This is a genomic window from Arthrobacter sp. TMS2-4, from assembly GCF_054511075.1.
In genome coordinates this window covers 59,923-82,627 of sequence record NZ_JBTNDI010000002.1, presented here as the reverse complement: position 1 = coordinate 82,627, position 22,705 = coordinate 59,923, and the positions used below count along the sequence as shown (strand labels likewise).

Below are 22,705 nucleotides of genomic sequence, written 5' to 3'. Positions count from 1 at the left end.
TGAGAGGTATCGCTGAATGTGATGCGGGTCACCACTGCTGATCTCAGGCTAGGAAGGCGGCCGAGCGGGGGTAAAGCATGCGGTCGTAGTGCTCGTAGTGGTCTTTGTGGTCGCGCCGGCTCGACGGGACACTCGAATGTGACGTGTCGGCGCATGTCACACTATGGGGATGTCCAGGACGATGCCGCTTCGATCGCAGCTGTTCCTGCTGCAGCTGGCCATCGTGCTCGTCATCGTCGCTGTCGCGGGATCCACCGCCGTCGCCATGCAGCGGCTGCAGATCCGGGAGCAGTACCAGGACCGCATGGTCGGCGTCGCCCAGTCCGTCGCGCAGCTGCCCTCCGTGATCGAGGCGTTCGACCAGGACGATCCCAGCGCCACCATCCAGCCGATCGCCGACCTCATCCGACAGTCCACGGGGGTGACCTACGTCGTCGTCACCGATGCCCGAGGCATCCGGTACTCCCACCCGAACCCGGAGCTGATCGGCGAGACCGTCTCCACCGACCCCTCCGTCCCGCTCTCCGGGGAGATCTTCGTGGGCACGCAGACCGGCACGCTGGGCGAGTCCTGGCGCGTGAAGGTCCCCGTGTACGAGGACGGCACCACCACCGGGGACATCATCGGCACCGCCTCGGTGGGTGTCCTCGAGTCAGAACTGGACGCCGTCCTCTACGAGGACCTCCCCCGCCTGCTCGCCTGGCTGATCGTCGCGGCACTGGTCGGCTCCGCCGGCGCCATCTGGATCTCGCGACTCGTCTGGCGACGCATCTACCGCCTCGAACCCGAGCAGATCGCCTCCCTCCTCGAGACGCGCGACGCCATGATCCACGGCATCAGCGAGGGCCTGGTCGCCGTCGACGCCCACCACAGGATCGCGCTCCTCAACGACGAGGCGAAGCGGCTCCTCGACCTCGACGACGACGCCACCGGCCGCCCCGCCGCGGATGTCATGGAACTCGCCCTTGCCCAGCTCCTCACCGACCCGACGGACACCGACGAGACGGTGCTCTCCGGGGAGCGCGTGCTGCTGGCCCGCACCTCCGACGCCCTTGTGGACGGCGTCCGCGTGGGGCGTGTCATGATCCTCCGCGATCGCACCGAGCTCTACCAGCTGCTCACCGACCTCGACGGCGAGCGCGACGCCACCCAGGCCCTCCGCGCTCAGGCACACGAGTTCGCCAACCGGATGCACACCATCTCCGGCCTGCTGGAGCTCGGCCGCACGGAGCAGGCCGTGGACTTCATCCAGCGGTCCGGGCACGGCGGGTCGCTGGTCTCCGGTTCGATCGCTCCGGGCATCCAGGACCCGGACGCCGCGAGCCTGCTCATGACCAAGAGCACCATCGCGGCGGAGAAGGGCATCACCCTGTCCATCGACGACGCCTCCACGGTGAAGCCCGACGGCACCACCGACGTCGTCACCATCCTCGGCATCCTGATCGACAACGCCCTGGAGGCCGTGGCCCACGGCCGCCCCGGCCGGGTCTGCGTGCAGCTCGAGACGAACGACGACGGCGTCCGCCTCACGGTCTCCGACGACGGGCCGGGCGTTCCGCCCGAGGACGTCGCCGGCATCTTCTCCTCCGGCTACTCGACGAAGGACGGCGGCCGGGCCGGGACACGCGGCTTCGGTCTCGCGCTCGTGGACAGGATCGCGCGCAGGCGCGCCGGGCAGGTCGTCGTCGACGATTCCGAGCTCGGCGGCGCCGAGTTCACGGTCTGGCTCGCGCCGTCGCTCGCGGACGTACCCCGCCCCACCCTGCAGGTGCCATGAGCACGGCCGCGCTGATCCCCACGCTGGTGGTCGACGACGACCGCGAGGTCGCCGGCATCCACACCGGGTTCCTGCTGGCCCACGGGGCGTTCGACGTCGTCGGGGCCGCCCACACCGGCGCCCATGCCCTCGACCTCGTGCAGGAGCTCCATCCCCGGCTCGTGCTGCTCGATATCCATCTCCCGGACATGTCGGGGATCGAGGTGCTCCGGGCGCTGCGGAACCGGCCCGGCGAGCCGCTCGACGTGATGGCGATCACCGCGGCCCGCGAGCTCGACACCGTGCGGGCTGCCGTGGCCGGCGGGGTGCTGCACTATCTCGTGAAGCCGTTCAGCGCAGCGGTCCTGAACCAGCGGCTGGACCACTACGTGACGTATCGGCGAGAGCTCGACGCCCACGCCGGGGACGACTCCTCGACACTGGACCAGCATCGGATCGACCAGCTCCTCGGCACGACGGGGACCGGCGGCGCGCTGCGGAGGACACCGACAGCGACCACCACACCCGCGCCCCCGAAGGGACTCTCCGCGCCGACGCTCGACGCCATCGTGGTGGACCTGGCGGGGCAGGGCCGGGGGACGTCGGCCTCCGAGGTCGCGGCGCGACTCGGCATGGCGCGCGTGAGTGCACGGCGCTACCTCGAGTTCCTGGTCTCGCGCGGGCAGGCGCGGATCGTCCCGCAGTACGGATCCGCGGGCCGGCCGGAGAAGTTCTACGTCTGGACGCCCCGCGCGGGTGAGGAATAACGCAGACGCCGGGATGTTGTTCAGGGCATGAGTGAGAACATCACGGACCGGACCGTCGCCCCCCGCAGCACGATCGGCTTCATCGGCAGCGGACACATCGGCTCGCAACTCGCCCGCCTCGCTGTCGCCAGCGGCTACCGGGTGATCATGAGCAACTCGCGCGGCCCCGAGACGCTGCAGGACCTCGTGGCCGAGCTCGGCGACGCGGCCCGCGCCGGGACGACCGACGAGGCGGCCGAGGACGGCGACGTCGTCGTCGTGACCGTTCCCCTGAAGAGCATCGACGGGGTCCCCGTGGAACCCCTCGCCGGCAAACTGGTGATCGACACGTGCAACTACTATCCGCAGCGTGACGGCCGGATCGAGGATCTCGAGGACGAGAGCACGACGACGAGCGAACTCGTCCAGCGCCACCTCCCCCGGTCCTCCGTCGTGAAGGTGTTCAACTCCATCCACTACGCGCAGTTGACCACCGACGGCACGCCGGGCGGCACCCCCGACCGCCGCGCGCTGCCCATTGCCGGTGACGATTCCGACGCGAAGCAGGCGGTGGTCGAACTCCTCGACGAGTTCGGCTTCGACGCCGTGGACGCCGGGGCCCTCGCGGAGGGCTGGCGCTTCCAGCGAGACACTGCGGCCTACGGCGCCGTCCTCGATGCCGACGGCATGCGCGAAGCGCTGGCCGAGGCACGGCGTTACGCCGACATGTAGCGATACGCGCCCGCCGGGCGGTCGCTCGGGTAGTTTGTTTCCAGTGCTTCATGGTCCCCGCGGCCCGGTGAGCGTCTCAGTGCAGCCGACCCGGCGTACACAAGTCACCGACAGTGCGTATGCGCACGAAGCAGAAGTGGAATGTACTGCCGCATGGGGACAGGAACAACTGATCCATCCGTCGATGCCTCACGCCCGAAGGATTCCTTCGGGGGCCGTGCCCTGCTGATCCGGGCCATCGTGCTCGTGACGGCGGTCCTCGGCGTGAACTACATCGCCTGGCGATGGCTCTTCTCGATCAACTGGGACGCATGGTGGATCGCCATCCCGCTGGTCCTCGCCGAGACGTACTCCCTGATCGATTCCCTGCTCTTCGGCTTCACCGTGTGGCGACTCAAGCGGCGCGAGCCCCCGGAGGCTCCCCCCGGTCTCACGGTGGACGTCTTCATCACCACCTACAACGAACCCCTCGATCTCGTCCTGACCACCGCGCGGGCCGCGAAGGCCATCCGCTACCCCCACAACACCTGGATCCTCGACGACGGCAACCGCGCCGAGGTGCGAGCGGCCGCGGAGGCGGAGGGTATCGGCTGGATCACGCGGTCCGCGGACTGGAAGGACATGCCCCGCCATGCCAAGGCCGGCAACCTGAACAATGCCCTCATGTCCACGGACGGCGAGTTCCTGGTCATCCTGGATGCCGATCAGATCCCCGACCCCCTCATCCTGGACCGGACCCTCGGGTACTTCACCAACGAGAAGATGGCCCTGGTCCAGACCCCCCAGGTCTTCGTCAACGTGCCGGACTCCGACCCCCTGGGAAGCCAGGCGCCGCTCTTCTACGGGCCCATCCAGCAGGGCAAGGACGGCTGGAACGCCGCCTTCTTCTGCGGCTCGAACGCCATCATCCGCCGTGAGGCGCTCATGCAGCTCGGGGTCACCCGCTACGTCACCGAGATCGAGCTCGCCCTCCACAAGGCCCTCAAAACCTCCGACAAGGTCATCGCCCGGGCCAAGAAGAACCTCGGCGGGGACAACGAGCGAATCACCGAGGCGCTGGACCTGGTGGCCAAGGACCTCCGCCGGGTCCGCCGTCGCCTCCGGAAGGGTGACGGCATCTCGGAGGTGACCTACGAGTTCCAGCGGCGAGTGGTGGCGGTGACCCGCAACCTGGTGGCTGCGGATATCGCGGCGTTCCACGACGACCTGGCCTCCCTGGCCGACCTCGGCATCGAAGGCCTCGACGGCGTCGACGGCGTCGAGCCCGGCGCGACGGCGGGTACCCCCGCTCTCGCCGTCGTCGACGACACCGCCCTCGACCAGTTGGCCCAGCGCTCCTGGTCCCCGCTGGCGGCGATCGACGCCGTCCGCGTCCTCATCGAGTCGGTCAACGCCGACCGGTCCGGCGAGGCGCAGGCCGTCATGCCGATGGCCACGATCTCGGTCACCGAGGACATGGCCACGTGCATGCGGCTGCACTCCCTGGGCTGGGAGTCCGCCTACCATCACGAGAAACTCGCGGACGGCCTCGCCCCCGAGGACCTCAATTCCATGCTGACGCAGCGGCTGCGCTGGGCGCAGGGGACCATGCAGGTGCTGTTCCGTGAGAACCCCTTCGCGCAGAAGGGCCTCTCGTTCGCCCAGAAACTCATGTACGGGGCGACGATGTGGAGCTACCTCTCCGGATTCGCGGCGGTCATCTACATCGCGGCGCCGATCATCTACCTCATCTTCGGCATCCTCCCGGTGAATTCCATCAGCACCGAGTTCTTCGTCCGGCTGATCCCGTTCCTGCTGGTCAACCAGCTGCTGTTCGTCGTCGTCGGCAAGGGCGTGAAGACCTGGCGCGGCCAGCAGTACTCCCTCGCCCTGTTCCCGGTCTGGATCCGGTCCATCACGTCGGCGTTCGGCAATGTCTACCTGGGCCGCGACCTGGACTTCGCAGTGACGCCGAAGACCCTGCAGCAGGACACCGCACTGCGCTGGGATCTCGTGAAGCCCCAGCTCTGGGCGATGGGACTGCTGGCCGGGGCCGCCGTCATCGGCCTCGTCCGCCTGGCCCTCGGGCAGGCGGACATCCTCGGGACGTCCGTCAACATCGTGTGGGTGGTCTTCGACCTCGTGATCTTCAGTGTCATCATCGAGGCCGTCCGCTACCGCGGCTTCGAGAGCTACCAGTCGGACATCGCGAAAGCGAAGGCCCGGCAGGACGCAAGGAAATGACAGCTGCTGTCCTTCCCCGCCCGCGGACGCGGGTCGGGGCGATGGTCCTGCTGGTGACGTTGGCTGTCTCGTTCCTCTCCATGGGCGTGCCCGAGCCGGCCGCGGCCCTCGCCGCCACGACCACCTCCACGACGACGGCCGGCGACCGACCGGCCGGGAACTCCACCGCACTGTCCGACGGGCGCTACTTCGGGCCGGAACTGGACTGGTCCTCCGACAGCGCTCGCGCCTACACCGACCGGACCGGGATCACGCCGTCGTTCTTCGCTCGGCCCATCGCCTACCCGCTGGATGCCGAGGCCGAAGGCGCCCTCGCGGACCTGGCCCTGCAGAATTCCCAGCTCGGCGCGATCGCCCTCGTGTCCCTCGAGCCGTCGAAGCCGCTGAGCGAGCTGACGACGGACGACGCCGAGCACCTGGCTGATGTGCTGGCACGTCTCGGCGACGGGTTCAGCACGGGCTTCTTCCTGCGGTTCGCGCCCGAGATGAACGGCACCTGGTACAGCTGGGGCCAGCAGCCCGACGCCTACATCGACGCCTTCCGGACCATGGCCGGCGTCGTGGACCGTCGCGTGCCGGATGCCGCGATGGTCTGGGCGCCGGCGTATGCCGCCGGCTACCCCTTCACGGAGGCCTACGGCGCGGTCGAAGGCTCCCGGTCCGGCAGCGTCACCACGCTGGACACGAACGGCAACGGGCTCATCGACGGCGGTGACGACCCTTACGCGCCCTACTACCCGGGCGACGACGTCGTGGACTGGGTGGGGCTGTCCCTCTACCACTTCGGCAGTTACGAGCAGGGCGCCATCACGAGTGTGGACGGCACGAAGGAGTATTCAGGGTCGATCACGACGTCGGTGGTCCCGGAGCCGCAGAAGTTCGCCGACCAGCTCGCCGGCACCTACGGAGCGGCCCGCGGGGCTCCACGTATCGATTTCGCCGAGGACTACGCCGCGGCGAAGGGCAAGAGACTCGTCCTCCAGACTGCCGCCCTCCACGACCCCGAGGACGCCGGCAGTGCTCCCGAGGCCGAGATCAAGCGCGCCTGGCTGGATCAGGTGCTCGACGCGCGGATCGCCGAGGAGTACCCCCAGATCGGCATGATCACGTGGCTCGAGACGTCGCGTCCCGAAGCCGAGGCCCAGGGCCACACGGTGGACTGGGGCCTCAGCGAGGACGACGCCACGGCAGCAGCCCTGCGCAGCGCCCTGGACACGGCACCGGGCGTACGACTCGGGCCGGTGACCGAGGTGACCGACCCGGAGGACGCGAACGGTTCGACCAGGCAGGTGTGGCAGACCGGCGCTCCGGTGAGCGCGGTGATGGGCTGGCTGGTCCTGTGCGTCGTCGGGCTCTTCGCACTGGTCCTCCTGGCCGGCGCGGCCAGACGCGTGGTGCCGCACTGGCGCTACCCGGACGAGCACGCACCGCGGGATGCCCGGATCGACCTGCTGCGCGGCTGGATCATCACGTCGGTGGTCGTCACACACATCGAGGTCGCCGGCCCCTGGTCCTTCATCTCCCGCAACCTCATCGGGACGATCACCGGCGCGGAGCTGTTCGTCCTGCTGTCCGGCGTCGTGCTCGGCATGGTGCACCCCATCGCGGTCGCACGCCGCGGCGCCGTGGAAGCCGCGAAGGGAACCACCAGACGGGCGGTCAAGCTCTACGTCACAGCTCTGGTGGTGGTCCTCAGCGTCTACCTGCTGTCCCTCGTGCCGTTCATCGACGCGTCCGTGCTGACCACCTTCACGGACCGGGGGACGGGCGGAGACGGCACTGCGGCTGAGGGCCGCGTGTACGACCTCTACCCGAACGTGGCGCGCCTCTTCGACTACCCGCCGCCCGGGTATGCCGTCCGGGACTTCCTGCTCCTCGCCATGGGCCCGTGGGCCTTCAACATCATGGGCCTCTACGTGGTCCTGACGCTCACCGTCCCGCTGCTCATCCTGATGCTGAGGAAGAAACTGTGGTGGCTCCTGCTCGCCCTGAGCTGGGCCCTCTACCTCGTGGACAGCATCATGCACCTGCGTGTCCTTCCATCGCAGTTCCAGGATGTCTTTCCCCTGCTCACCTGGCAGGTGATCTTCGTCCACGGTGCGGTTCTCGGGTACCACCGTCGGGCGATCATCACCGCCCTCAGCACCCGCCGGGGGAAGATCCTCCTCGGCGTCGCCACGGGCACCTATGCACTCGTGCTCGGGACCCTCTGGCTGAACCATGCGGTGGGGCTCGGCCTTCCGTTCGTCCCACCGGGCTTCTACGAGACCCTGTACGAGTCCGGGTACGTGCGGGTGTTCCTCCAACCCGGCAGGCTCATCAACCTGGCCTTCTTCATCCTGGCCGCGCACGTGATCCTGACGGCGTTCTGGAAGCCCATCAGCAGGTTGACGGGCTGGCTGTACATCCCGCTCGGGCGCGCAAGCCTGTACGTGTTCATCGTCCACGTGTTCTTCGTGCTCGCCGTCGCCAACGTCCCCGGACTGGATCGCACGAGTGTCTGGCAGGGACTCGTCGTCCACGCCGTCGTCACACTGGCGATCTGGGCCTTCGTGAAGAAGAAGGTCCTGTTCGGTGTCGTCCCGAACTAGCTCCTGCCCCGCCAGACGCGCCGCCAGAACGAGGCCTTCGGTAGTTCCGGTGGGGCCGCAGCCTCGGCGGCCCGGCGGGCTGCTGCCCGGCGGTCACGCCAGCGCTGCACCTCGGCGTCGACGTCGCGGAGTTTCGTGATCACGGGCGGGCCGCCGAGGAGCTGCCGCCGGGCGTCGACGACGCGGTAGTTGAAGTCCTCGAGGACGTCGCGGACCTGGCGCTCGGTGTACTGACGATCGATGCGGTCGTCCAGTTCGGCGTCCTCGGTGCGCAGCAGGATGGCGCGGGGGCCGAGACCGGTGATGTTCTCCCGCTGGATGAGTCCCTTGACCCACCAGTCCGGATCGTGGGCCTCCCCCAGACCCGGGATCGGTTTGCCGGCGAGGCTCAGGTTGTCGAAGTCGCCGCGCGCCACGGCACGGTCGACGATGAGGCGTGCACGCCTGGCCTCGTCCTCGCCCCGGCGCAGCGGCGCCATCTCGCCGTCCGGGGAGCCGTCGTCGTTCTGGCGTTCCAGCTCCGCCATGGCGGCGCCCTCGTCGCCCTGGGCAGCGCGGTACTGGGCCGCCCTGCGGAGCCTTTCCTCGCGTTCCTGTGAGCCGCCGATGGCGCTGCCCTCCCCCTCGTATGCCGACACATCCAGTATTCCGAGGCGTCGAATCGGGTCGCAACCCATTCCCCTGCGGACGAACGGCGACGGCGGGCCACCCCGCAGAGGGGCGACCCGCCGTCGTGGAACGCTGGGGACCTACCGGACGAGCCAGGCCGTCGTACCGCCCGGCAGCATGCCGTCCTCGAGCGGCGAACTGCTGAGCAGCACCCTGCCCTCGGGCAGGTCCACCGGCGCCGACCCGAAGTTGGTCACGGAGTGCCAGCCCCCCGGGCGCGTGAAGTGCAGGACCTCGGCGGTGGGCCCGTCGACCCACTCGAACTCCTCCTCGCCCTGCAACTCACGCCGCAGCGCAAGCGCGCGGCGATAGAAGCTGAGGTTCGAGGCGGGGTCTGCCTCCTGCACCTCGACGGCGTACTCGCCGAACCACTCCGGCTGCGGCAGGTGCGCCCCCTCGAACCCGAAGCCGAACGACTCCCCGTCCCGCGTCCAGGGCAGCGGGACGCGGCAACCGTCACGGCCGACGTCGACACCCTTGTTGCGGAAGAACGTGGGATCCTGCCGGTGCTCGTCGGGGATGTCCGCGACCTCGTGCAGGCCGAGTTCCTCACCCTGGTACAGGTAGGCGGAGCCGGGCAGGGCGAGCATGAGCTGGGAGACGGCACGGGCCCGACGCTCGCCGAGCGCGCGATCGAGTGCGGGTTCCTGCCCACCACTCATGAGCCACGCCGAGCCGTCCTGGCCGTCCTCGCTGTCGGGACCGGCGGGCGGCAGCCCGTAGCGGGTGGCGTGGCGGACGACGTCGTGGTTGGAGAAGACCCAGGTCGACGACGCACCGGACGACGTCGCCTCACCGAGGTTCTTCGTGATGATGTCGCGGAACTGGCCGGGGTTCCAGTCGGCCTTCAGGAGGTCGAAGTTGAACGCCTGGCCCAGCCCTTCGGGGCTCGCGTAGCGGGCACGGCGGTCGGCGTGGACCCAGGCCTCGGCGACCGCGGTGCGCGGCGGCGTGTACTCGTTGAACACCGTGCGCCATTCCGCGAAGACCTCATGGACCTCGTCGCGGTCCCAGAAGGGGTGCTTGCCCCGGTTGTTGCCGCCCTCGGGGCCGAGCTCGACCTTGGACGGCAGCGGCTCGGTCATGTCCTTGGTGAGGGCGTGGGCAACATCCACGCGGAAACCGTCCACGCCGCGGTCGGACCAGAAGCGGAGGGTCTTCAGGAAGTCGTCGCGGACCTCGCGGTTGTCCCAGTTCAGGTCCGGCTGCTCCCGGGCGAAGATGTGCATGTACCACTGGCCGTCCTCCGTGCGCTCCCATGCGGGACCGCCGAACACGGAGTCCCAGTCCGACGGCGGCTCCGTGCCGTCGGGGCCCTTGCCGTCGTGGAAGATGTACCGGTTCCGTGCGGCGGACCCCCTGGGCGAGGCGAGGGCCTCACGGAACCACTCGTGGCGGTCGGAGGTGTGGTTCGGGACGATGTCCGCGACGAGCTTGATGCCGGCCGCATGCAGCGCGGCAACCATCTCGTCGAAGTCCTCGAGCGAGCCCAGCTTGGGGTCGACGTCGCGGTAGTCGTCGACGTCGTACCCGCCGTCGGCGAGCGCCGACGGGTAGAAGGGGCTGAGCCAGACGGCGTCCACCCCGAGTGACTTCAGGTACGGGATGCGGGACGTGATGCCCTTCAGGTCACCGATGCCGTCGCCGTTCGAGTCGGCGAAGCTCCGCGGGTAGATCTGGTAGACGGCAGCCTGGCGCCACCAGTCCGGATCCTGCATACGCTCTGCACGTGCCTCGGCGGACAGTGCGGTGGAGGCGGCGTCTACGGCGGAATCGGCCTCGGGATCGACGGTCGAAGTCATGGGGTGCGCCTTTCGTGTGTGGAGGTGACAGTGGGCCGGTACTCCACTATTCATTATTTTTGCGATAGAAAATAAGAGATGTCAACGAGGCGGGAGGTGTTGCGGTGGACGCGGTGGAGTCATTCGCCCTCTCCAGCCCCACGCGGGCGCTGGCACGCGAGGTCCTGATCAGCGGCCCCATCTCCCGGGGGGACCTCGCGACGCGGCTCGGTCTCTCGGTCGCCAGCCTCACCCGCCTCAGTAAGCCGCTCCTCGACGCCGGTGTGCTCCGCGAGTCCGATGAGGCCGGAACCGCCTCGATCGGACGCCCCGTCCGCCCCCTCGAGATCAGCCCGGACGCGCACCGGTTCGTGGGGGTCAAGGTCACCGGTGACGCCGCCTCGGCGGTCGCCACGAACCTGAAGGCCGACGTCGTCGGGACAAGCGAGCGGACGTTGCCGGGCCATGCCGTGGACGACGTGGTCGGTGCCATCGTCGACGCCGTGGCCGACCTCGGCGCGATCGGCCAGTTCAGTGGCATCGGCATCAGCATCGGTGGCAAGGTCAACGCCGACTCCTCGGTGCTGCGCGCCCCGTTCCTCGGCTGGCGCGACGTCCCCCTCGCCGACCTCGTGCAGCAGCGGACCGGCCTGCCTGTCGTCGTCGAGAACGACGTCGTGGCCCTCACGATCGCGGAGCAATGGTTCGGCGCGGGGCGCGGCGAGAAGGATTTCGCCGTCCTGACAGTGGGTGCCGGTGTGGGCTACGGGCTCGTCATCAACGACGTCGTCATCGCCCCGCCCGACGCCGGGCTGGGCCTCGTGGGCCACCATCCGCTCGACCCGACCGGGCCGCGCTGCTCCGACGGCCACCGCGGCTGCTCGTCGGCCGTCCTCACCATCTCCGCCGTCTGCTCCCGGTTCGCCGCAGCCGCCGGCGAGCAGCGCAGCTACGAGGACATCATCGCGCTCGCGCGTCAGGGGCATCCCGTGGCGGGGGACGTCGTGGAGGCCGCCGGGGCCGCCCTCGGCGTGCTGGTGGCCGCCGTCGCGAACCTGACGATGGTGGACCTCGTCATCCTCTCCGGCGAGGGCATGGACCTCGCCGACGTCGCGGGCCCCTCGCTGCACGCCGCGATCGACGTCCACCGGGATCCGGAGGCCTCACCGGTCCGGCTGAGCCGGCAGCCCACCGACTTCGCGCAATGGGCACGCGGGGCCGCCGCCGTCGTCATCCAGCGCACCATTCTGGGGACGCTGCGCTGAAAGGTGCATGGTCCGGCACGGAATGAATCAGCATGCTGATGAATTGCACCCGGTATGACTACTATCGCGATCATCGGAGCAGGATGCGGCCTCGGCGCCGCCGTAGCACGCCGTTTCGGAGCCGAGGGCTTCTCAGTGGCGCTCATCTCCCGGAGCCAGGGCAAGCTCGACGCCCTGGCCGAAGACCTCGGCAAGGAAGGTGTCCAGGCGCGCGGATTCGCGGCGGACGTCCGCGACCCGGAATCGATCGCCGCGGCCCTCGAAGCGGCGACCGAGACGCTCGGGCCCATCGAGGTGCTGCAGTACAGCCCCCTTCCCCAGAAGGACTTCATGCGGCCGGTCCTCGAGACCACACCGGCGGACCTCAAGGGTCCGGTCGAGTTCTCCATCTACGGACCCGTGGCCGCCGTGCACCAGGTCCTGCCCGGCATGCGTTTCCTCGGCGAGAACCGCGGCACCATCCTCTTCGTCAACGGCGGCTCCGCGGTGAAGCCCGGTCGGTCCGTCACCGGCACGTCGGTGGCCTTCGCCGGCCAGGCCGCCTACGCGCAGCTGTTGCACGAAGTGCTCGGCGAGGAAGGCATCCACGTCTCGCAGCTCATCATCGGCGGCCGCATCATCGAGGGCGATCCGGAGAAGGACCCGAACGTCCTTGCAGACCTCATCTGGGGCCTCCACGCCCGGCGGGACACCTTCCGCCACCAGGTCAGCGCCGACTGACCGGCCCCTGCAGACCCCCCCCGACCCGCTACCCGGAGGACCACCATGAAGATCGCACTGCTCGGCGTAGGACGCATGGGCCACGAACTCGGCCTGCACCTGCTGCAGGCCGGCCACGAGGTCACGGCCTGGAACAGGACGGCGGGCGCCGCCGACCGCCTGCACGATGCCGGTGCTGCCCGGGCCGGCTCGGCCCAGGATGCGGTGGAGGGCGCCGACATCGTCATGACGGTGCTCTTCGGACCGGACACCGTCCGCGAGGTGGTGCTCTCCGGGCTCGAGATCCCGGCCGAGTCCGTCTGGCTGGACGTCACCACGGTCTCCCCCGAGGACGCCCGCGAGTTCGCCGACTATGCCGCAGCAGCGGGGATCCGCTATGTGCACGGGCCAGTGATCGGCAGCCTCGCGCCGGCGCGGGCGGGCACGCTCGGCGTCCTGCTCGGCGGCGCCGCCGGTGACGTCGACGTCGTCGAACCCATCGCGGCGTTGTGGGGCGACGCCGGGCGTCTACGCCGCATGGCGACGGCGTCCGACGCCGCCACCGGGAAACTGCTCGCCAACCTCGCCCTGGGCGTCACGCTCCAGGGACTCGTGGAGGCCCTGCGCCTCGGCCGGGCCAATGGCCTCGACGCCGCCGCGGTCCTCGACCTGCTCGAGGGTACGGGTCTCGGCGCCATCGCCGGGATGAAGGGCCCGACGATCAGCGCCGGGACGTTCGAGGACACCCAGTTCTCCGCTGATCTGCTCGCCAAGGACGCACGGCTCATGCTGCGCTCCACTCCCGATCCACTGCCCGCAGTGACCGCACTCCTGCAATCCCTCACCGAGGCCGTTCGTGCCGGTGCGGGCGACGACGACATCGCCGTGGTCACGAAGCCCGAACTGGGCTGACCACGCTCCTCGGGCGCGCCGCACAGTACTGTCTGGAGGTCGGTGGATCTGGGTACGGTACCTGGTATGGCTACCCCAGACACCCCCGGTCCCGATTCCAACCACCAGCGCCCCGACGGCGTGTCCGACCTCACGGTCGAGGCGCTCGGGAAGCTCTCCGAGGCCCTCGAGGTCGTGGAGCACGCCCGCGGCTACCTCTACGGCTTCCACCGCCTCACCGGCAAGGCCGACCTCAACCTCTCCGAGGCCGAGGAACTGTTCCGTAAGGCCGGGCACACGGATATCGCCGACAGACTCACCACCGAGATCATCGGCCGCAACGTGATCGAGGGACGGTGGACGTTCCAGATCATGGAGGACTACGACGACCACTACTACTCCGAGTTCAAGTCCTTCGAGAAGGATGCGCGGGACTCCCTCGTCGAGGGCAAGCGCCACCTCTTCGAGGCGGAGATGAAGGAGGAGCGCCGCACCAAGGGGCAGAAGCACCACGAGGCGCTACCACCCGAGGCCTGAGGAGCGGACGCGCGTCAGTAGACTTCGGATATGTTGTGCTCCGACGCTCGATCCTCTGTGACGCCGGAGCTCGCCCGGCCCCACGACACCGACCGCGATCCGCTCGGCTTCCTCGCCGAGCGGGCCGATGCTGCACGAGGTTCCCTCCCCCGCACCCTTGCCCTCGCCGCCGACCTGGGTGCCGCGGCACCGCTACCGGGATCGGGCAGGACGGCTCTGACCTGGCAGATCCTCACCACCCTCGCCGCCGCCGACCTCACCGTGGCGCGCGTCGTCGAACCCCACCTCGATGCCCTGGCGATCCTCGACCAGGCCGGGTTGAGCGCTCCCGCGGGACCGAGTGGCATGCCCCGCGGGACCTGGGGCGTGTTCGCGGCGGAGGCGCCCGGCGTCACGCTCACGGCCGCGGAAGGACCGGACGGCGCCTGGACCCTCACAGGTACCAAGCCCTGGTGTTCCCTCGCCGACCACCTCGACGCCGCGATCATTACCGCCCATGTGGGCGAGGGGAAGCGCCGGGCCTTTGCCGTCGGCCTCCGTGCCGACGGCGTCACGCCGGAGCCCGCCGGGGCCTGGGTGAGCCGCGGCCTCCCGGCGGTGACCAGCTGTTCGGTGCACTTCGACGCGGCCGACGCCATACCGGTCGGTGACGCCGACTGGTACCTCGCCCGTGACGGCTTCGCGTGGGGCGGCATCGGCGTCGCGGCGTGCTGGTTCGGGGGCGCCCTCGGCGTCGCACGCACCCTCCTCGCGGCATCCCGGCACCGTACCCCGGACCAGATCGCGCTCATGCACCTCGGTCGCGTCGACGCCGCCCTGCACGGGACCCGGACGGCACTCGCCGCCGCCGCGGACGCCGTCGATGACGGCCGTGCGGGCGGACAGGACGGGGCACTGCTCGCGGCGCGCGTACGGTCCATCGCATTCGCCTGCGCGGAACTGGTGCTCCGGGCGGCGGCCCACGGGCTCGGTCCGGCACCCCTCGCCTTCGACGAGCGCCACGCCGCCCGCGTCGCCGACCTGCACCTGTACCTGCGGCAACACCATGCAGAGCGGGACGACGCCTCACTCGGCCGGCGTGTCCTCGAGGGATCACAGCAGGGCGGCGCGGCGTGGTGAGCTTCACGCACGACGGCGAGGGAACGCCGGAGAGCCATTGGCGCACCTGGGAGCAGGACCGCGAACCCGGCGGTGATCTCCAGATCGAGGAACTCTTCGACGGGCGGCTGCCCTCCCGGTTCGTCCTCCTGGCAGCGCACCCCGACGACGAGACGCTCGGCGCAGGCGGTCTGCTCGCCCGGCTCGCGCGCGACGGCGTGCCATGCGACGTCGTCGTCCTCAGTGACGGCGAGGCGTCCCACCCGTCCTCCCCCACGTACTCGCCGCGGCAGCTCGCGGAGCTGCGGCGCAGCGAGGTGACGAACGCCCTCCAGGTCCTGGCCCCGGCCGCCCGCATCACCTTCGAGGGGCTGCCCGACGGCGGGATCACCCCTGAGGACGTCGCCGCGGTCCTGGCCCGCGAGCTCGACGACGGCGAGACCGCCCGCCTCCTGGTGGCCGCACCCTGGCGCCACGACGGGCACACGGACCACGAGGCCGCCGGTGCCGCCGCGGCGCAGTTCTGCAGCGAACGTTCCATCACGCTGCTCGAATACCCCATCTGGCTCTGGCACTGGGCAACGGCGGAGGAGCAGGCGGAGCAGCTCACCGACCTGTCGCTGCATCACCTCGGCGCCGACGATCATGCCCGCAAGGGCTCGGCCCTCGCGACCCATGTCTCCCAGACGCAGCCCCTCTCGGACGCACCGGGCGACGAAGTCCTGCTGACGCCCGGCGTCCTCGAGCACTTCCGTCGCAGTTTCGAGGCCTTCTTCGTCACGGGAGTGTCATCGTCCTTCGAACGCCTGCATCGCGACCGAGCCGATCCCTGGGAGGTCGCCGAGCGGTTCTACGAGCAGCGCAAGCGCGCCCTGACCATCGCCGCGCTGCCGAGGCGCCGCTTCTGCCGGACCCTGGAGATCGGGTCCTCGGTCGGAGCCCTCACGAGGGACCTCGCCGCGGTATCGGACAACCTGCTGGCGCTCGACACCAGCGAGACGGCCGTCCGCCGCACCAACGAGGCCGTCATCCAGCACGTCGCTGCCTCCGCGAGGCTCGCTACCGTCCCGCGGGACTGGCCCCGCGAGGACGGGCCGTTCGACCTGATCGTGCTCTCGGAGACCGGCTACTTCCTGTCCTCCGACCAGCTGGACGAGGTGATCCGGCTCATCGGCGCGTCACTCGACGACGACGGCGTGCTGGTCCTGTGCCACTGGCGTCACCCCATCGAGGGCTGGGAGCTGGACGGGGACGCCGTCCATCAGCGCGTCCGTGACCGGTCGGGACTCATCACTCTCTCGCTCCATACCGAGGAGGACTTCCTCCTCGAGGTCCTCGTGCCTGCTCCTGCGCTCTCCGTCGCCCGGCGGGAGGGCCTGGTGTGATCCCCGGTCAGGTGGCCATCGTCGTCCCCGTTCGCAATGAGGAGGAGCGTCTTGCCGCCTGCCTCCTGTCGATCGACGCCGCCCGAACGTACCTCCTCCGCACCGTTCCGCGGATCCTCGTCTCCGTGACGGTGGTCCTCGACCGTTGCACGGACCGGTCGGCTGCCGAGGCACGCTCGGCGCCGGGCGTCTCCGTCATCTCGGGCAGCTTCGGCTCGGTCGGGGCGGCGCGCGACACAGGCGTGACGTTCGCGCTCGGAAAGTCCCGCAGCCTGCCCCTGCGCACCTGGATCGCGAACACCGACGCCGACACCACCGTGCCGCGGGACTGGCTCGTCCAGCACCACCGCCTCGGAAGCGGCCACGATCTCGTCCTCGGGACGGTCCGGCCCACACTGACCGCCGACAACCGGGAGCGGCTTCGGCTGTGGTCCGACGCCTACGTCCCCGACGACGGACACCACCACGTCCACGGCGCGAATCTGGGGATCAGGGGAAGCACGTACCAGGAGTCCGGCGGATTCGGCCCACTGGAGCAGGATGAGGACGTGAGCCTCGTACAGCGGGCGAAGGCGCGCGGCGCACGGTGGACAGCGTCCGGGGCGCTGACCGTCTCGACGTCGTCACGCACCGTGGGTCGGGTGCCGGCGGGCTTCGCCACATACCTCAGCCTGCTCGGTCGAGGGAGCTGAGAACTGCTTTTCCTGATCGTCAGCGGTATCTGCTAGACAAGTAAAGTCACGGAACGGGTCTTCGCTGGGAGCAGGCCGACGTGGCCGCTTTCGATGGGGGATGAACCACATGCGATTCGGCGACATGCTGCGCCAGGCGCGCACCACCGCGGGACTCACACACGCTGAACTGGGCGACGGCGTCTACTCGACCCATTTCGTCTCCCTCCTCGAGCGCGGACTGCGCCAGCCCACACCCGACATGGTGCAGCATCTCGCAGCGCGGCTCGGCATGGACCCGCGGACCCTCAGCTGGTGGGTGGAGCAGCCACCGGCCGACGATCAGGCGGGCCTCACCACCGCGATGTTCGCCGCGAATTATGCGCGCGACCTCCACGACCACGCCCTGACGGCCTCCGAGGCCGCGCACGCCGCGAGCATCGCCTACGAGCAGCGGAACGCTCCGGCGTGGTGGGACATGTCCATGCTCCAGGCCCAGTCGCTGATCGAACTGCGCCGGCTCGACGAGGCGGAGAACGTCCTGCTGGCCATGGACCGGTCGTCGCTGATGGCGCCCACACCCGAGCTGCGGTCGGCCGTCCAGGGGCGGTTGTCCACCATTGCCCGGAACACGGGACGCTTGGTCGAAGCGGTGGAGCTCGCGCGTCGGTCGGTGGAGTGCGCGGCCGCACTGCCGGAGCACGCGCCTGCCCGCCTGCAGGCGGCCTTCATCCTCATCGCCGCCCTCTCCGTCAAGGGCGAGCTGGACGAGGCGTGGGACGTGGCGACGAGCCTGGACATCACCGACGGGACCTCGCCCGCTCCGTCGCTCCTCATCGCGCGCGGTGCCTGGGCGATCGGCAATGTCGCCTTCCGACGCGGGGACGCGGAGGTCGGCGAGAAGTACTACGCGCTCGCGAGCGAGCTGCTGCTCCCGCAGGCGGACCTGCAGGCCTGGACGGAGTTCCACCGGGCGAGCGCCGGCTACAAGCTGCTCGCGGGCCTCGTGGACGACTCGGTCCGGACCTCGCTCGCGAACGCGGCGCTCGGGTTCCAGCTCGTAGGCACAGAGACCCAGCGACTGGAGCTCGCGCTCGCTCAGGCCCGGCTCGCCCTCCTCACCGACGACCTCGACGCCGCCGAGGAGCTGCTGAAACAACTGATCGACCAGCGGGACCTCCTCGACTTCGAGTCGGAAACGGACCTCGAGGAGAGCCTCGGCCTGTACTACGCGGGACGCCGGTCCCCGAAGCAGGCCGCCCACCACCTGACCGCCGCGGCGAAGCTGCATTCCGACGCCGGAGCGGACGAGAAGGCCCGCGAACTCATGGACCAGGTCCGGGACCTCCCCCGCTGATCGGTACCGCCCTTTTTGGGGTCGTGAGACCGTCGACAGTCCTCGGGTGCAGTCCTACCATGGCAGGTGCGCGAATACCCTGGGCATCAGGGCTGCGCTCGTCGAAAAGCGGCTCACCCGCCGCTTCTCGGTGCTGGGGCCGGTCACCGCATCTCGCACATGAACCGCACCCCTAGGACATCCATCATGCAAGGTAGAACCACGCCCATCGTGGCGACGGCTCTCGCCGTCGCCCTCCTGTCCACCGCCGGCGCCGCCACGGCGTCCCCGGTGACCGTCCCGTCACACCGCAGCGACCACGTGTCGGTCGGCGAGACCACCACACTCGCGAGGGGACTCGCCGGTCCGCTCCGCGTAGGCATCGGCCGCGGGAACACCGCCTACGTCTCGCAGAACTTCGCAGGCCAACTCACCAGCGTGGACCGCAACGGAACCGCAACCACGCTCCTCACCAGCCCCGGCATCGAGATCGGAGGCGTGTCGACCACCAAGGGCCGCGTCTACTTCACCGAGAGTGCGGGCGGACCGGACAGCCCTGACGCTCCGTTCGTCGCGAACCTCAGCGTCCTCGAGAGGGGCGAACCGCGCGTGCTCGCGGACCTCGCCGCGCTCGAGACGGAGAACAACTACGACGCCGACAACAAGTACGGGTTCCAGGACCTCACAGAGAACTGCACAGCAGAACTCGAGGAGAAGCTCCCCGGGGAGCTGCTCCCCTTCCTGCTCCCGCATGGAGGTGATGAGTACTCCCACCCCTATGCCACAGCGGTGACCCACTCGGGGCGCTATGTGTACGTCGCCGATGCCGGGGCCAACGTCATCTGGACCGTGGACACGCGGCACGAGACGGTCGACGCGACGGTCCTCGAACCGGTGCCCACGCTGGCCACGCCAGAACTCCTCGCGTCGCTCAAGGAACAGCAACAGATCGAGCTGCCGCAGTGTGTTCTCGGCTCCACCTACAACTCGGAGCCCGTCCCCACGGACATCGAGTTCGGTCCGGACGGACTCCTGTACCTGACGTCGCTGCCCGGGATTCCCGAGGACCCGACGCTCGGGTCGGTGCGCAGCTTCGATCCCCGATCGGGCGACGTGGAACTCGTCGCCTCCGGCCTGACCTCGCCGACAGGGCTTGCGGTAGACCGCCGCGGCAACATCTTCGTCGCCGAGCTGTTCGCCAACAGGATCTCCGTCATCACGGCGGGGACCGGGGAAGCGGTGCCTCTCCGTGAGGTCGTGCGGCCTGCGGACGTCGAGCTCGACGGCAAGTACCTCTATGCGACCGTCAACGCCGTGCCGGACGACGCCGGAGCCGAGCCCGGCCCCGGGACTGCTCCTCCCGCTCCTGAGGGCATCCTGGAGCGCACCCGTCTGCACTACAGCCATCGGTGATCCCGTCGACTGTTGTGCCTCGGGTCAGCCCTCCTGCCCGCGTTCTGTGGGCGAAGGGGCGGATGACGTGTCGGCGGTGCCCCGTGCCTCCTTCTGCCACGGCCAGCGCCCACTGATCTCCAGTTCGAGGGACCAGCTCAGGAAGGTCCGGATCAGCACGATCAGCGCGAGGACGCCGACCGATTCGAAGGTCGGCGTCACCGCCACGGTCCGGATGATGTCGGCGGCCACGAGCAGTTCGAGGCCCAGCAGGATCGACCGGCCGAGCCGCTGGCGGTACCGGCTGTAGATGCCGTCCTCGCCGTGCCGGCGCAGCAGGGCCATGCCTGCGATCAGGGTGGCCACGATCGCCCCGATGACGATCGCGGCCACCCCGGCGGCGTCGACCGCCTTGCCCGTGAGTTCCATGCCTTCATGGAAGGTCATCGCGCACCTCGGGTCGGAGAAGCCGCGCCGGCGTCGTCGGCTCCCGCGCCGACAACCGGCCCGGTGGTTCCCGGCGCCGGATCGGCTCCGCGCAGGAAGAACGCTCCGAGCGACCCCGCGAGCGTCGCGAAGACGGCCACCGAGTACACCGCGAGCAGGACCTGCAGGATGCGCGCGAACGCGCTTTCCGGGGTGAGTCCCGATCCCGTGATCGTCGCCATGGCCGCCTCGAAGAGGGCGTCCGCGTAGGAATCATGGGTCCCGGTCGCATACAGCAGCTGGCTCGAGGCCAGGATGACGACGGCGGTCACGGCCGCGAGCCAGCCGATACGGCTCGAGAGCAGCCGACCGGCCGACCGGGAACCCCGGACGCCCGCGGAAACGATGCCTCCGAAGCGGGCGAACCGGGCGAGGCGCACGAAGCGCAGCGCCTGCAGGGCACGGAAGAACCGCAGGAAGGGCACGAGGAGGAACACCACCTGCCACCAGTTCTTCGTCCAGAACGCCCTGCTGAATCCTGCGATGTAGGCGCGCAGCAGGAACTCCGCGACGAAGACGGCCCAGAAGACCCAGCCGACCACGGTGAACGTCGTGATCATGCCGGCGTTCGTCGCGAGAAGCTGCCCCAGGACGACGAAAAGGAAGATCACGCCGAGGACGCCCATCGGCCTGTCGAGTCTCGCGGCCACTGCTTCGGCCCGCTCCAGCCCGGTGCGGTCGCCGCCCGCCGTCGTCGAACTCATCGCGAGTTCCCCGGGTAGCCGCGGATCCCCGCCAGCGCCGAGCCGCTACCGAGCTTGCCGGCGGGGATCACGCTGATCTTCCCGTTGGTCTCGAGCACCACTGCGGCCACGGAGGACAGGTCGCCGGAACCGGTGCCCCGCACGGCCTGGAACACCTCGGACTCCGTCAGCCGGTTGCGGCGCAGTTCCTCCTCCTGCAGCTGCCCGTCCACCACGAGCGCGACCGGCTCCGCCGTCACGACGCCGCGTGCGCCGGGCCACCTCGCCGAGATCCATGCCACCACGAACTGGAGGCCCGCCAGCAGCGCCAGGGCCGCGAGGCCCTCGACGTATGCGACGTCGGAACTGAGCAGGATCGTCGCGAGGGTCGACCCGAGGGCCACGGTGACGATGAAGTCGAACGCGTTGAGCTGGCCGAGGGTCCGCTTGCCCGACAGCCGGAGCACCATGACGAGCGTGGCATAGGAGACCGCACCCACGATGAGGACCCGGAGAACATCTGCCCAGGAGTCGAACCACATGAGCGCCCCCTACGCCATCGAGGAGGACGGGGTCTCGGACAGGGCGGTGACGTTCATCGTGAAAACTCCTTCGATCGTCTGCCAGGTCCGAACACGGCCGGGCACCCTTTCGACAGTACGCTTAGTGATTCACTCGATTCCACCGGGTTCCCGGATCGATACGCTCCGGTGACTTTTCGCGCTGCGGACGGAAGCGGCGGATGCTGTACACGATGAACAGGGCGGCGAGCACGCCGGACAGGGCGAGTCCCGAACCGACGCTCCAGCCACCCGGGATCCACCAGGCGGCACTCACGGGCCACCACCCGGGCGCCGCGGGCTGGACTCCCCACAGGACGCCGAGCAGGATCAGCCCGAGGGCACCCGAGAAACTGAGGGCGATGTTGGGCCTGGTCCTCACCCCCCGCGCGGCTGCCGCGAAGGCCTTCGCCTTGACAGGCCGGAGCCATCGCCGCGCCCAGTCGTACTGTTGGGCGAGCACGGCGAGGCCCGCGACCAGGGCCAACAGCCCCGGCCCCGGAAGGACGAGGGCGGCGAGGCCGATCAGCACCAGCAGCCATCCGACCGCGAGGCCGAGAACCCTGCGGGCACCCTGGGGCCTGGTCCGTCCCGCGGACGTGGAGCCTTTCGACGTCCTCCGGTGCCTAGGTCGACGCATCCGGATTACTCAGTAGGCTTTGCATTCCTCTATGATGGATACCCATAGACGCCGGAGGCAAGGACCACGGCCGCGTACGCCGGGCTTGCCACACCGCCCGGCTCACCGCTGGCAGGACGTCCGGACCGGCAGGACCCCATACTTCCCGCGCAGCGCGGGCCCCAGAAGGAGATTCATCATGATCGGATTCATCATCGCCGGCCTCATCATCGGCGCACTCGCCCGCCTCATCAAGCCGGGCAAGCAGAACCTCGGCCTCATCGCCACGCTGCTGCTGGGGATCGTCGGGTCGCTCATCGGCGGCACCATCGCGAGCTTCCTCGGCACCGGACAGATCATGGAACTGAACGTGCTCGGCTTCATCTTCTCGGTCATCGCCGCCGTGCTCCTGATCGGCGTCGCCGAGAGCCTCATGGGCCGTCGTCGCGTCACCCGCTGATTCCTCACGGCGAACTGAAGGGGCGGCCCCGGCCGCCCCTTTTTTCGTACCCGGCACGCCCTGGCCCTGTCGCTCGTTCACCCAGTACGCGCGCCCATAGAACGTCCAGCGTGCAGGTGTAGCGT

21 protein-coding genes are annotated in these 22,705 nt (G+C 69.6%); 15 read left to right on the top strand and 6 right to left on the bottom strand.

Going from position 1 to position 22,705, the window contains the following annotated elements; translation table 11 throughout:
- Positions 1-169 precede the first annotated feature (169 nt).
- The 5 genes from ACX80F_RS03625 (at position 170) to opgC (ending at position 8,048) form a co-directional block, all read left to right on the top strand.
- The gene (locus ACX80F_RS03625; protein WP_459335026.1) at positions 170-1,777 is read left to right on the top strand and encodes an ATP-binding protein; all 1,608 of its coding nucleotides are present in this window, start codon (positions 170-172) and stop codon (positions 1,775-1,777) included.
- Positions 1,774-2,523, top strand: coding sequence for a response regulator (locus ACX80F_RS03620; protein WP_459335025.1), 750 nt, complete (start codon positions 1,774-1,776; stop codon positions 2,521-2,523). Before ACX80F_RS03625 ends, ACX80F_RS03620 begins: the two co-directional genes overlap by 4 nt.
- A gap of 27 nt (positions 2,524-2,550) precedes the next feature.
- Positions 2,551-3,234, top strand: coding sequence for an NADPH-dependent F420 reductase (locus tag ACX80F_RS03615; protein ID WP_459335024.1), 684 nt, complete (start codon positions 2,551-2,553; stop codon positions 3,232-3,234).
- A gap of 153 nt (positions 3,235-3,387) precedes the next feature.
- A complete protein-coding gene (locus ACX80F_RS03610; protein WP_459335023.1) occupies positions 3,388-5,457 on the top strand; it encodes a glycosyltransferase in 2,070 nt (689 codons plus the stop codon).
- Entirely contained in the window at positions 5,454-8,048 is a 2,595-nt protein-coding gene (opgC, locus tag ACX80F_RS03605) for an OpgC domain-containing protein (protein ID WP_459335022.1), read from the top strand. Before ACX80F_RS03610 ends, opgC begins: the two co-directional genes overlap by 4 nt.
- Here the strand turns inward: opgC and ACX80F_RS03600 are convergent.
- Both ACX80F_RS03600 and ACX80F_RS03595 read right to left on the bottom strand, forming a co-directional pair.
- On the bottom strand, positions 8,045-8,686 hold the full coding sequence (locus ACX80F_RS03600; RefSeq protein WP_459335021.1) for a DnaJ family domain-containing protein: 642 nt from the start codon (positions 8,684-8,686) through the stop codon (positions 8,045-8,047). The two genes, opgC and ACX80F_RS03600, sit on opposite strands and share 4 nt — an antisense overlap.
- Positions 8,687-8,797: 111 nt before the next feature.
- A complete protein-coding gene (locus ACX80F_RS03595) occupies positions 8,798-10,435 on the bottom strand; it encodes a glycoside hydrolase family 13 protein (protein WP_459335354.1) in 1,638 nt (545 codons plus the stop codon).
- Positions 10,436-10,632: 197 nt separating this feature from the next.
- Between ACX80F_RS03595 and ACX80F_RS03590 the strand changes: the two genes are divergently transcribed.
- The 9 genes from ACX80F_RS03590 (at position 10,633) to ACX80F_RS03550 (ending at position 19,793) form a co-directional block, all read left to right on the top strand.
- Positions 10,633-11,763: an ROK family protein gene (locus ACX80F_RS03590; RefSeq protein ID WP_459335020.1), complete on the top strand. Its 1,131-nt coding sequence runs from the start codon at positions 10,633-10,635 to the stop codon at positions 11,761-11,763.
- A 54-nt stretch (positions 11,764-11,817) separates the two neighbouring features.
- Positions 11,818-12,483: an SDR family NAD(P)-dependent oxidoreductase gene (locus ACX80F_RS03585; RefSeq protein WP_459335019.1), complete on the top strand. Its 666-nt coding sequence runs from the start codon at positions 11,818-11,820 to the stop codon at positions 12,481-12,483.
- Positions 12,484-12,528: 45 nt separating this feature from the next.
- Positions 12,529-13,374 carry an NAD(P)-dependent oxidoreductase gene (locus tag ACX80F_RS03580; RefSeq protein WP_459335018.1) on the top strand — a complete coding sequence of 282 codons (846 nt, stop codon included), beginning with the start codon at positions 12,529-12,531 and terminating at the stop codon, positions 13,372-13,374.
- 66 nt (positions 13,375-13,440) lie between these two features.
- On the top strand, positions 13,441-13,890 hold the full coding sequence (locus ACX80F_RS03575) for a hypothetical protein (protein ID WP_459335017.1): 450 nt from the start codon (positions 13,441-13,443) through the stop codon (positions 13,888-13,890).
- Positions 13,891-13,920: 30 nt separating this feature from the next.
- On the top strand, positions 13,921-15,009 hold the full coding sequence (locus ACX80F_RS03570; RefSeq protein ID WP_459335016.1) for an acyl-CoA dehydrogenase family protein: 1,089 nt from the start codon (positions 13,921-13,923) through the stop codon (positions 15,007-15,009).
- Positions 15,006-16,373 carry a PIG-L family deacetylase gene (locus ACX80F_RS03565; RefSeq protein WP_459335015.1) on the top strand — a complete coding sequence of 456 codons (1,368 nt, stop codon included), beginning with the start codon at positions 15,006-15,008 and terminating at the stop codon, positions 16,371-16,373. Before ACX80F_RS03570 ends, ACX80F_RS03565 begins: the two co-directional genes overlap by 4 nt.
- Entirely contained in the window at positions 16,370-17,065 is a 696-nt protein-coding gene (locus tag ACX80F_RS03560; RefSeq protein WP_459335014.1) for a glycosyltransferase family 2 protein, read from the top strand. Before ACX80F_RS03565 ends, ACX80F_RS03560 begins: the two co-directional genes overlap by 4 nt.
- A 109-nt stretch (positions 17,066-17,174) precedes the next feature.
- The gene (locus ACX80F_RS03555; RefSeq protein ID WP_459335013.1) at positions 17,175-18,401 is read left to right on the top strand and encodes a helix-turn-helix domain-containing protein; all 1,227 of its coding nucleotides are present in this window, start codon (positions 17,175-17,177) and stop codon (positions 18,399-18,401) included.
- Positions 18,402-18,587: 186 nt separating this feature from the next.
- The gene (locus ACX80F_RS03550) at positions 18,588-19,793 is read left to right on the top strand and encodes a ScyD/ScyE family protein (protein WP_459335012.1); all 1,206 of its coding nucleotides are present in this window, start codon (positions 18,588-18,590) and stop codon (positions 19,791-19,793) included.
- Positions 19,794-19,817: 24 nt separating this feature from the next.
- Here ACX80F_RS03550 and ACX80F_RS03545 read toward each other — a convergent pair whose 3' ends face one another.
- The 4 genes from ACX80F_RS03545 to ACX80F_RS03530 form a co-directional block, all read right to left on the bottom strand.
- Positions 19,818-20,219 (bottom strand): DUF1622 domain-containing protein, encoded by a 402-nt coding sequence (locus ACX80F_RS03545; protein ID WP_459335011.1) that lies wholly within the window; start codon positions 20,217-20,219, stop codon positions 19,818-19,820.
- Positions 20,216-20,962, bottom strand: a complete 747-nt coding sequence (locus tag ACX80F_RS03540; protein ID WP_459335010.1) for a hypothetical protein — start codon at positions 20,960-20,962, stop codon at positions 20,216-20,218. Before ACX80F_RS03540 ends, ACX80F_RS03545 begins: the two co-directional genes overlap by 4 nt.
- Positions 20,959-21,483, bottom strand: coding sequence for a DUF421 domain-containing protein (locus ACX80F_RS03535; protein WP_459335009.1), 525 nt, complete (start codon positions 21,481-21,483; stop codon positions 20,959-20,961). Before ACX80F_RS03535 ends, ACX80F_RS03540 begins: the two co-directional genes overlap by 4 nt.
- 121 nt (positions 21,484-21,604) lie before the next feature.
- On the bottom strand, positions 21,605-22,141 hold the full coding sequence (locus tag ACX80F_RS03530) for a PGPGW domain-containing protein (RefSeq protein WP_459335008.1): 537 nt from the start codon (positions 22,139-22,141) through the stop codon (positions 21,605-21,607).
- A gap of 178 nt (positions 22,142-22,319) precedes the next feature.
- Between ACX80F_RS03530 and ACX80F_RS03525 the strand changes: the two genes are divergently transcribed.
- A complete protein-coding gene (locus tag ACX80F_RS03525; RefSeq protein WP_459335007.1) occupies positions 22,320-22,580 on the top strand; it encodes a GlsB/YeaQ/YmgE family stress response membrane protein in 261 nt (86 codons plus the stop codon).
- Positions 22,581-22,705: the final 125 nt, after the last annotated feature.

Excerpts from the sequence above, each read along its gene's own strand:
- ACX80F_RS03625 (WP_459335026.1), top strand. The coding sequence starts at position 170 with ATGTCCAGGACGATGCCGCTTCGATCGCAGCTGTTCCTGCTGCAGCTG.
- ACX80F_RS03620 (WP_459335025.1), top strand. The coding sequence starts at position 1,774 with ATGAGCACGGCCGCGCTGATCCCCACGCTGGTGGTCGACGACGACCGC.
- ACX80F_RS03615 (WP_459335024.1), top strand. The coding sequence starts at position 2,551 with ATGAGTGAGAACATCACGGACCGGACCGTCGCCCCCCGCAGCACGATC.
- ACX80F_RS03610 (WP_459335023.1), top strand. The coding sequence starts at position 3,388 with ATGGGGACAGGAACAACTGATCCATCCGTCGATGCCTCACGCCCGAAG.
- opgC (WP_459335022.1), top strand. The coding sequence starts at position 5,454 with ATGACAGCTGCTGTCCTTCCCCGCCCGCGGACGCGGGTCGGGGCGATG.
- ACX80F_RS03595 (WP_459335354.1), bottom strand. The coding sequence starts at position 10,435 with ATGCAGGATCCGGACTGGTGGCGCCAGGCTGCCGTCTACCAGATCTAC.
- ACX80F_RS03585 (WP_459335019.1), top strand. The coding sequence starts at position 11,818 with ATGACTACTATCGCGATCATCGGAGCAGGATGCGGCCTCGGCGCCGCC.
- ACX80F_RS03580 (WP_459335018.1), top strand. The coding sequence starts at position 12,529 with ATGAAGATCGCACTGCTCGGCGTAGGACGCATGGGCCACGAACTCGGC.
- ACX80F_RS03575 (WP_459335017.1), top strand. The coding sequence starts at position 13,441 with ATGGCTACCCCAGACACCCCCGGTCCCGATTCCAACCACCAGCGCCCC.
- ACX80F_RS03570 (WP_459335016.1), top strand. The coding sequence starts at position 13,921 with ATGTTGTGCTCCGACGCTCGATCCTCTGTGACGCCGGAGCTCGCCCGG.
- ACX80F_RS03555 (WP_459335013.1), top strand. The coding sequence starts at position 17,175 with ATGCGATTCGGCGACATGCTGCGCCAGGCGCGCACCACCGCGGGACTC.
- ACX80F_RS03550 (WP_459335012.1), top strand. The coding sequence starts at position 18,588 with ATGCAAGGTAGAACCACGCCCATCGTGGCGACGGCTCTCGCCGTCGCC.
- ACX80F_RS03545 (WP_459335011.1), bottom strand. The coding sequence starts at position 20,219 with ATGACCTTCCATGAAGGCATGGAACTCACGGGCAAGGCGGTCGACGCC.
- ACX80F_RS03540 (WP_459335010.1), bottom strand. The coding sequence starts at position 20,962 with ATGAGTTCGACGACGGCGGGCGGCGACCGCACCGGGCTGGAGCGGGCC.
- ACX80F_RS03535 (WP_459335009.1), bottom strand. The coding sequence starts at position 21,483 with ATGTGGTTCGACTCCTGGGCAGATGTTCTCCGGGTCCTCATCGTGGGT.
- ACX80F_RS03530 (WP_459335008.1), bottom strand. The coding sequence starts at position 22,141 with ATGCGTCGACCTAGGCACCGGAGGACGTCGAAAGGCTCCACGTCCGCG.
- ACX80F_RS03525 (WP_459335007.1), top strand. The coding sequence starts at position 22,320 with ATGATCGGATTCATCATCGCCGGCCTCATCATCGGCGCACTCGCCCGC.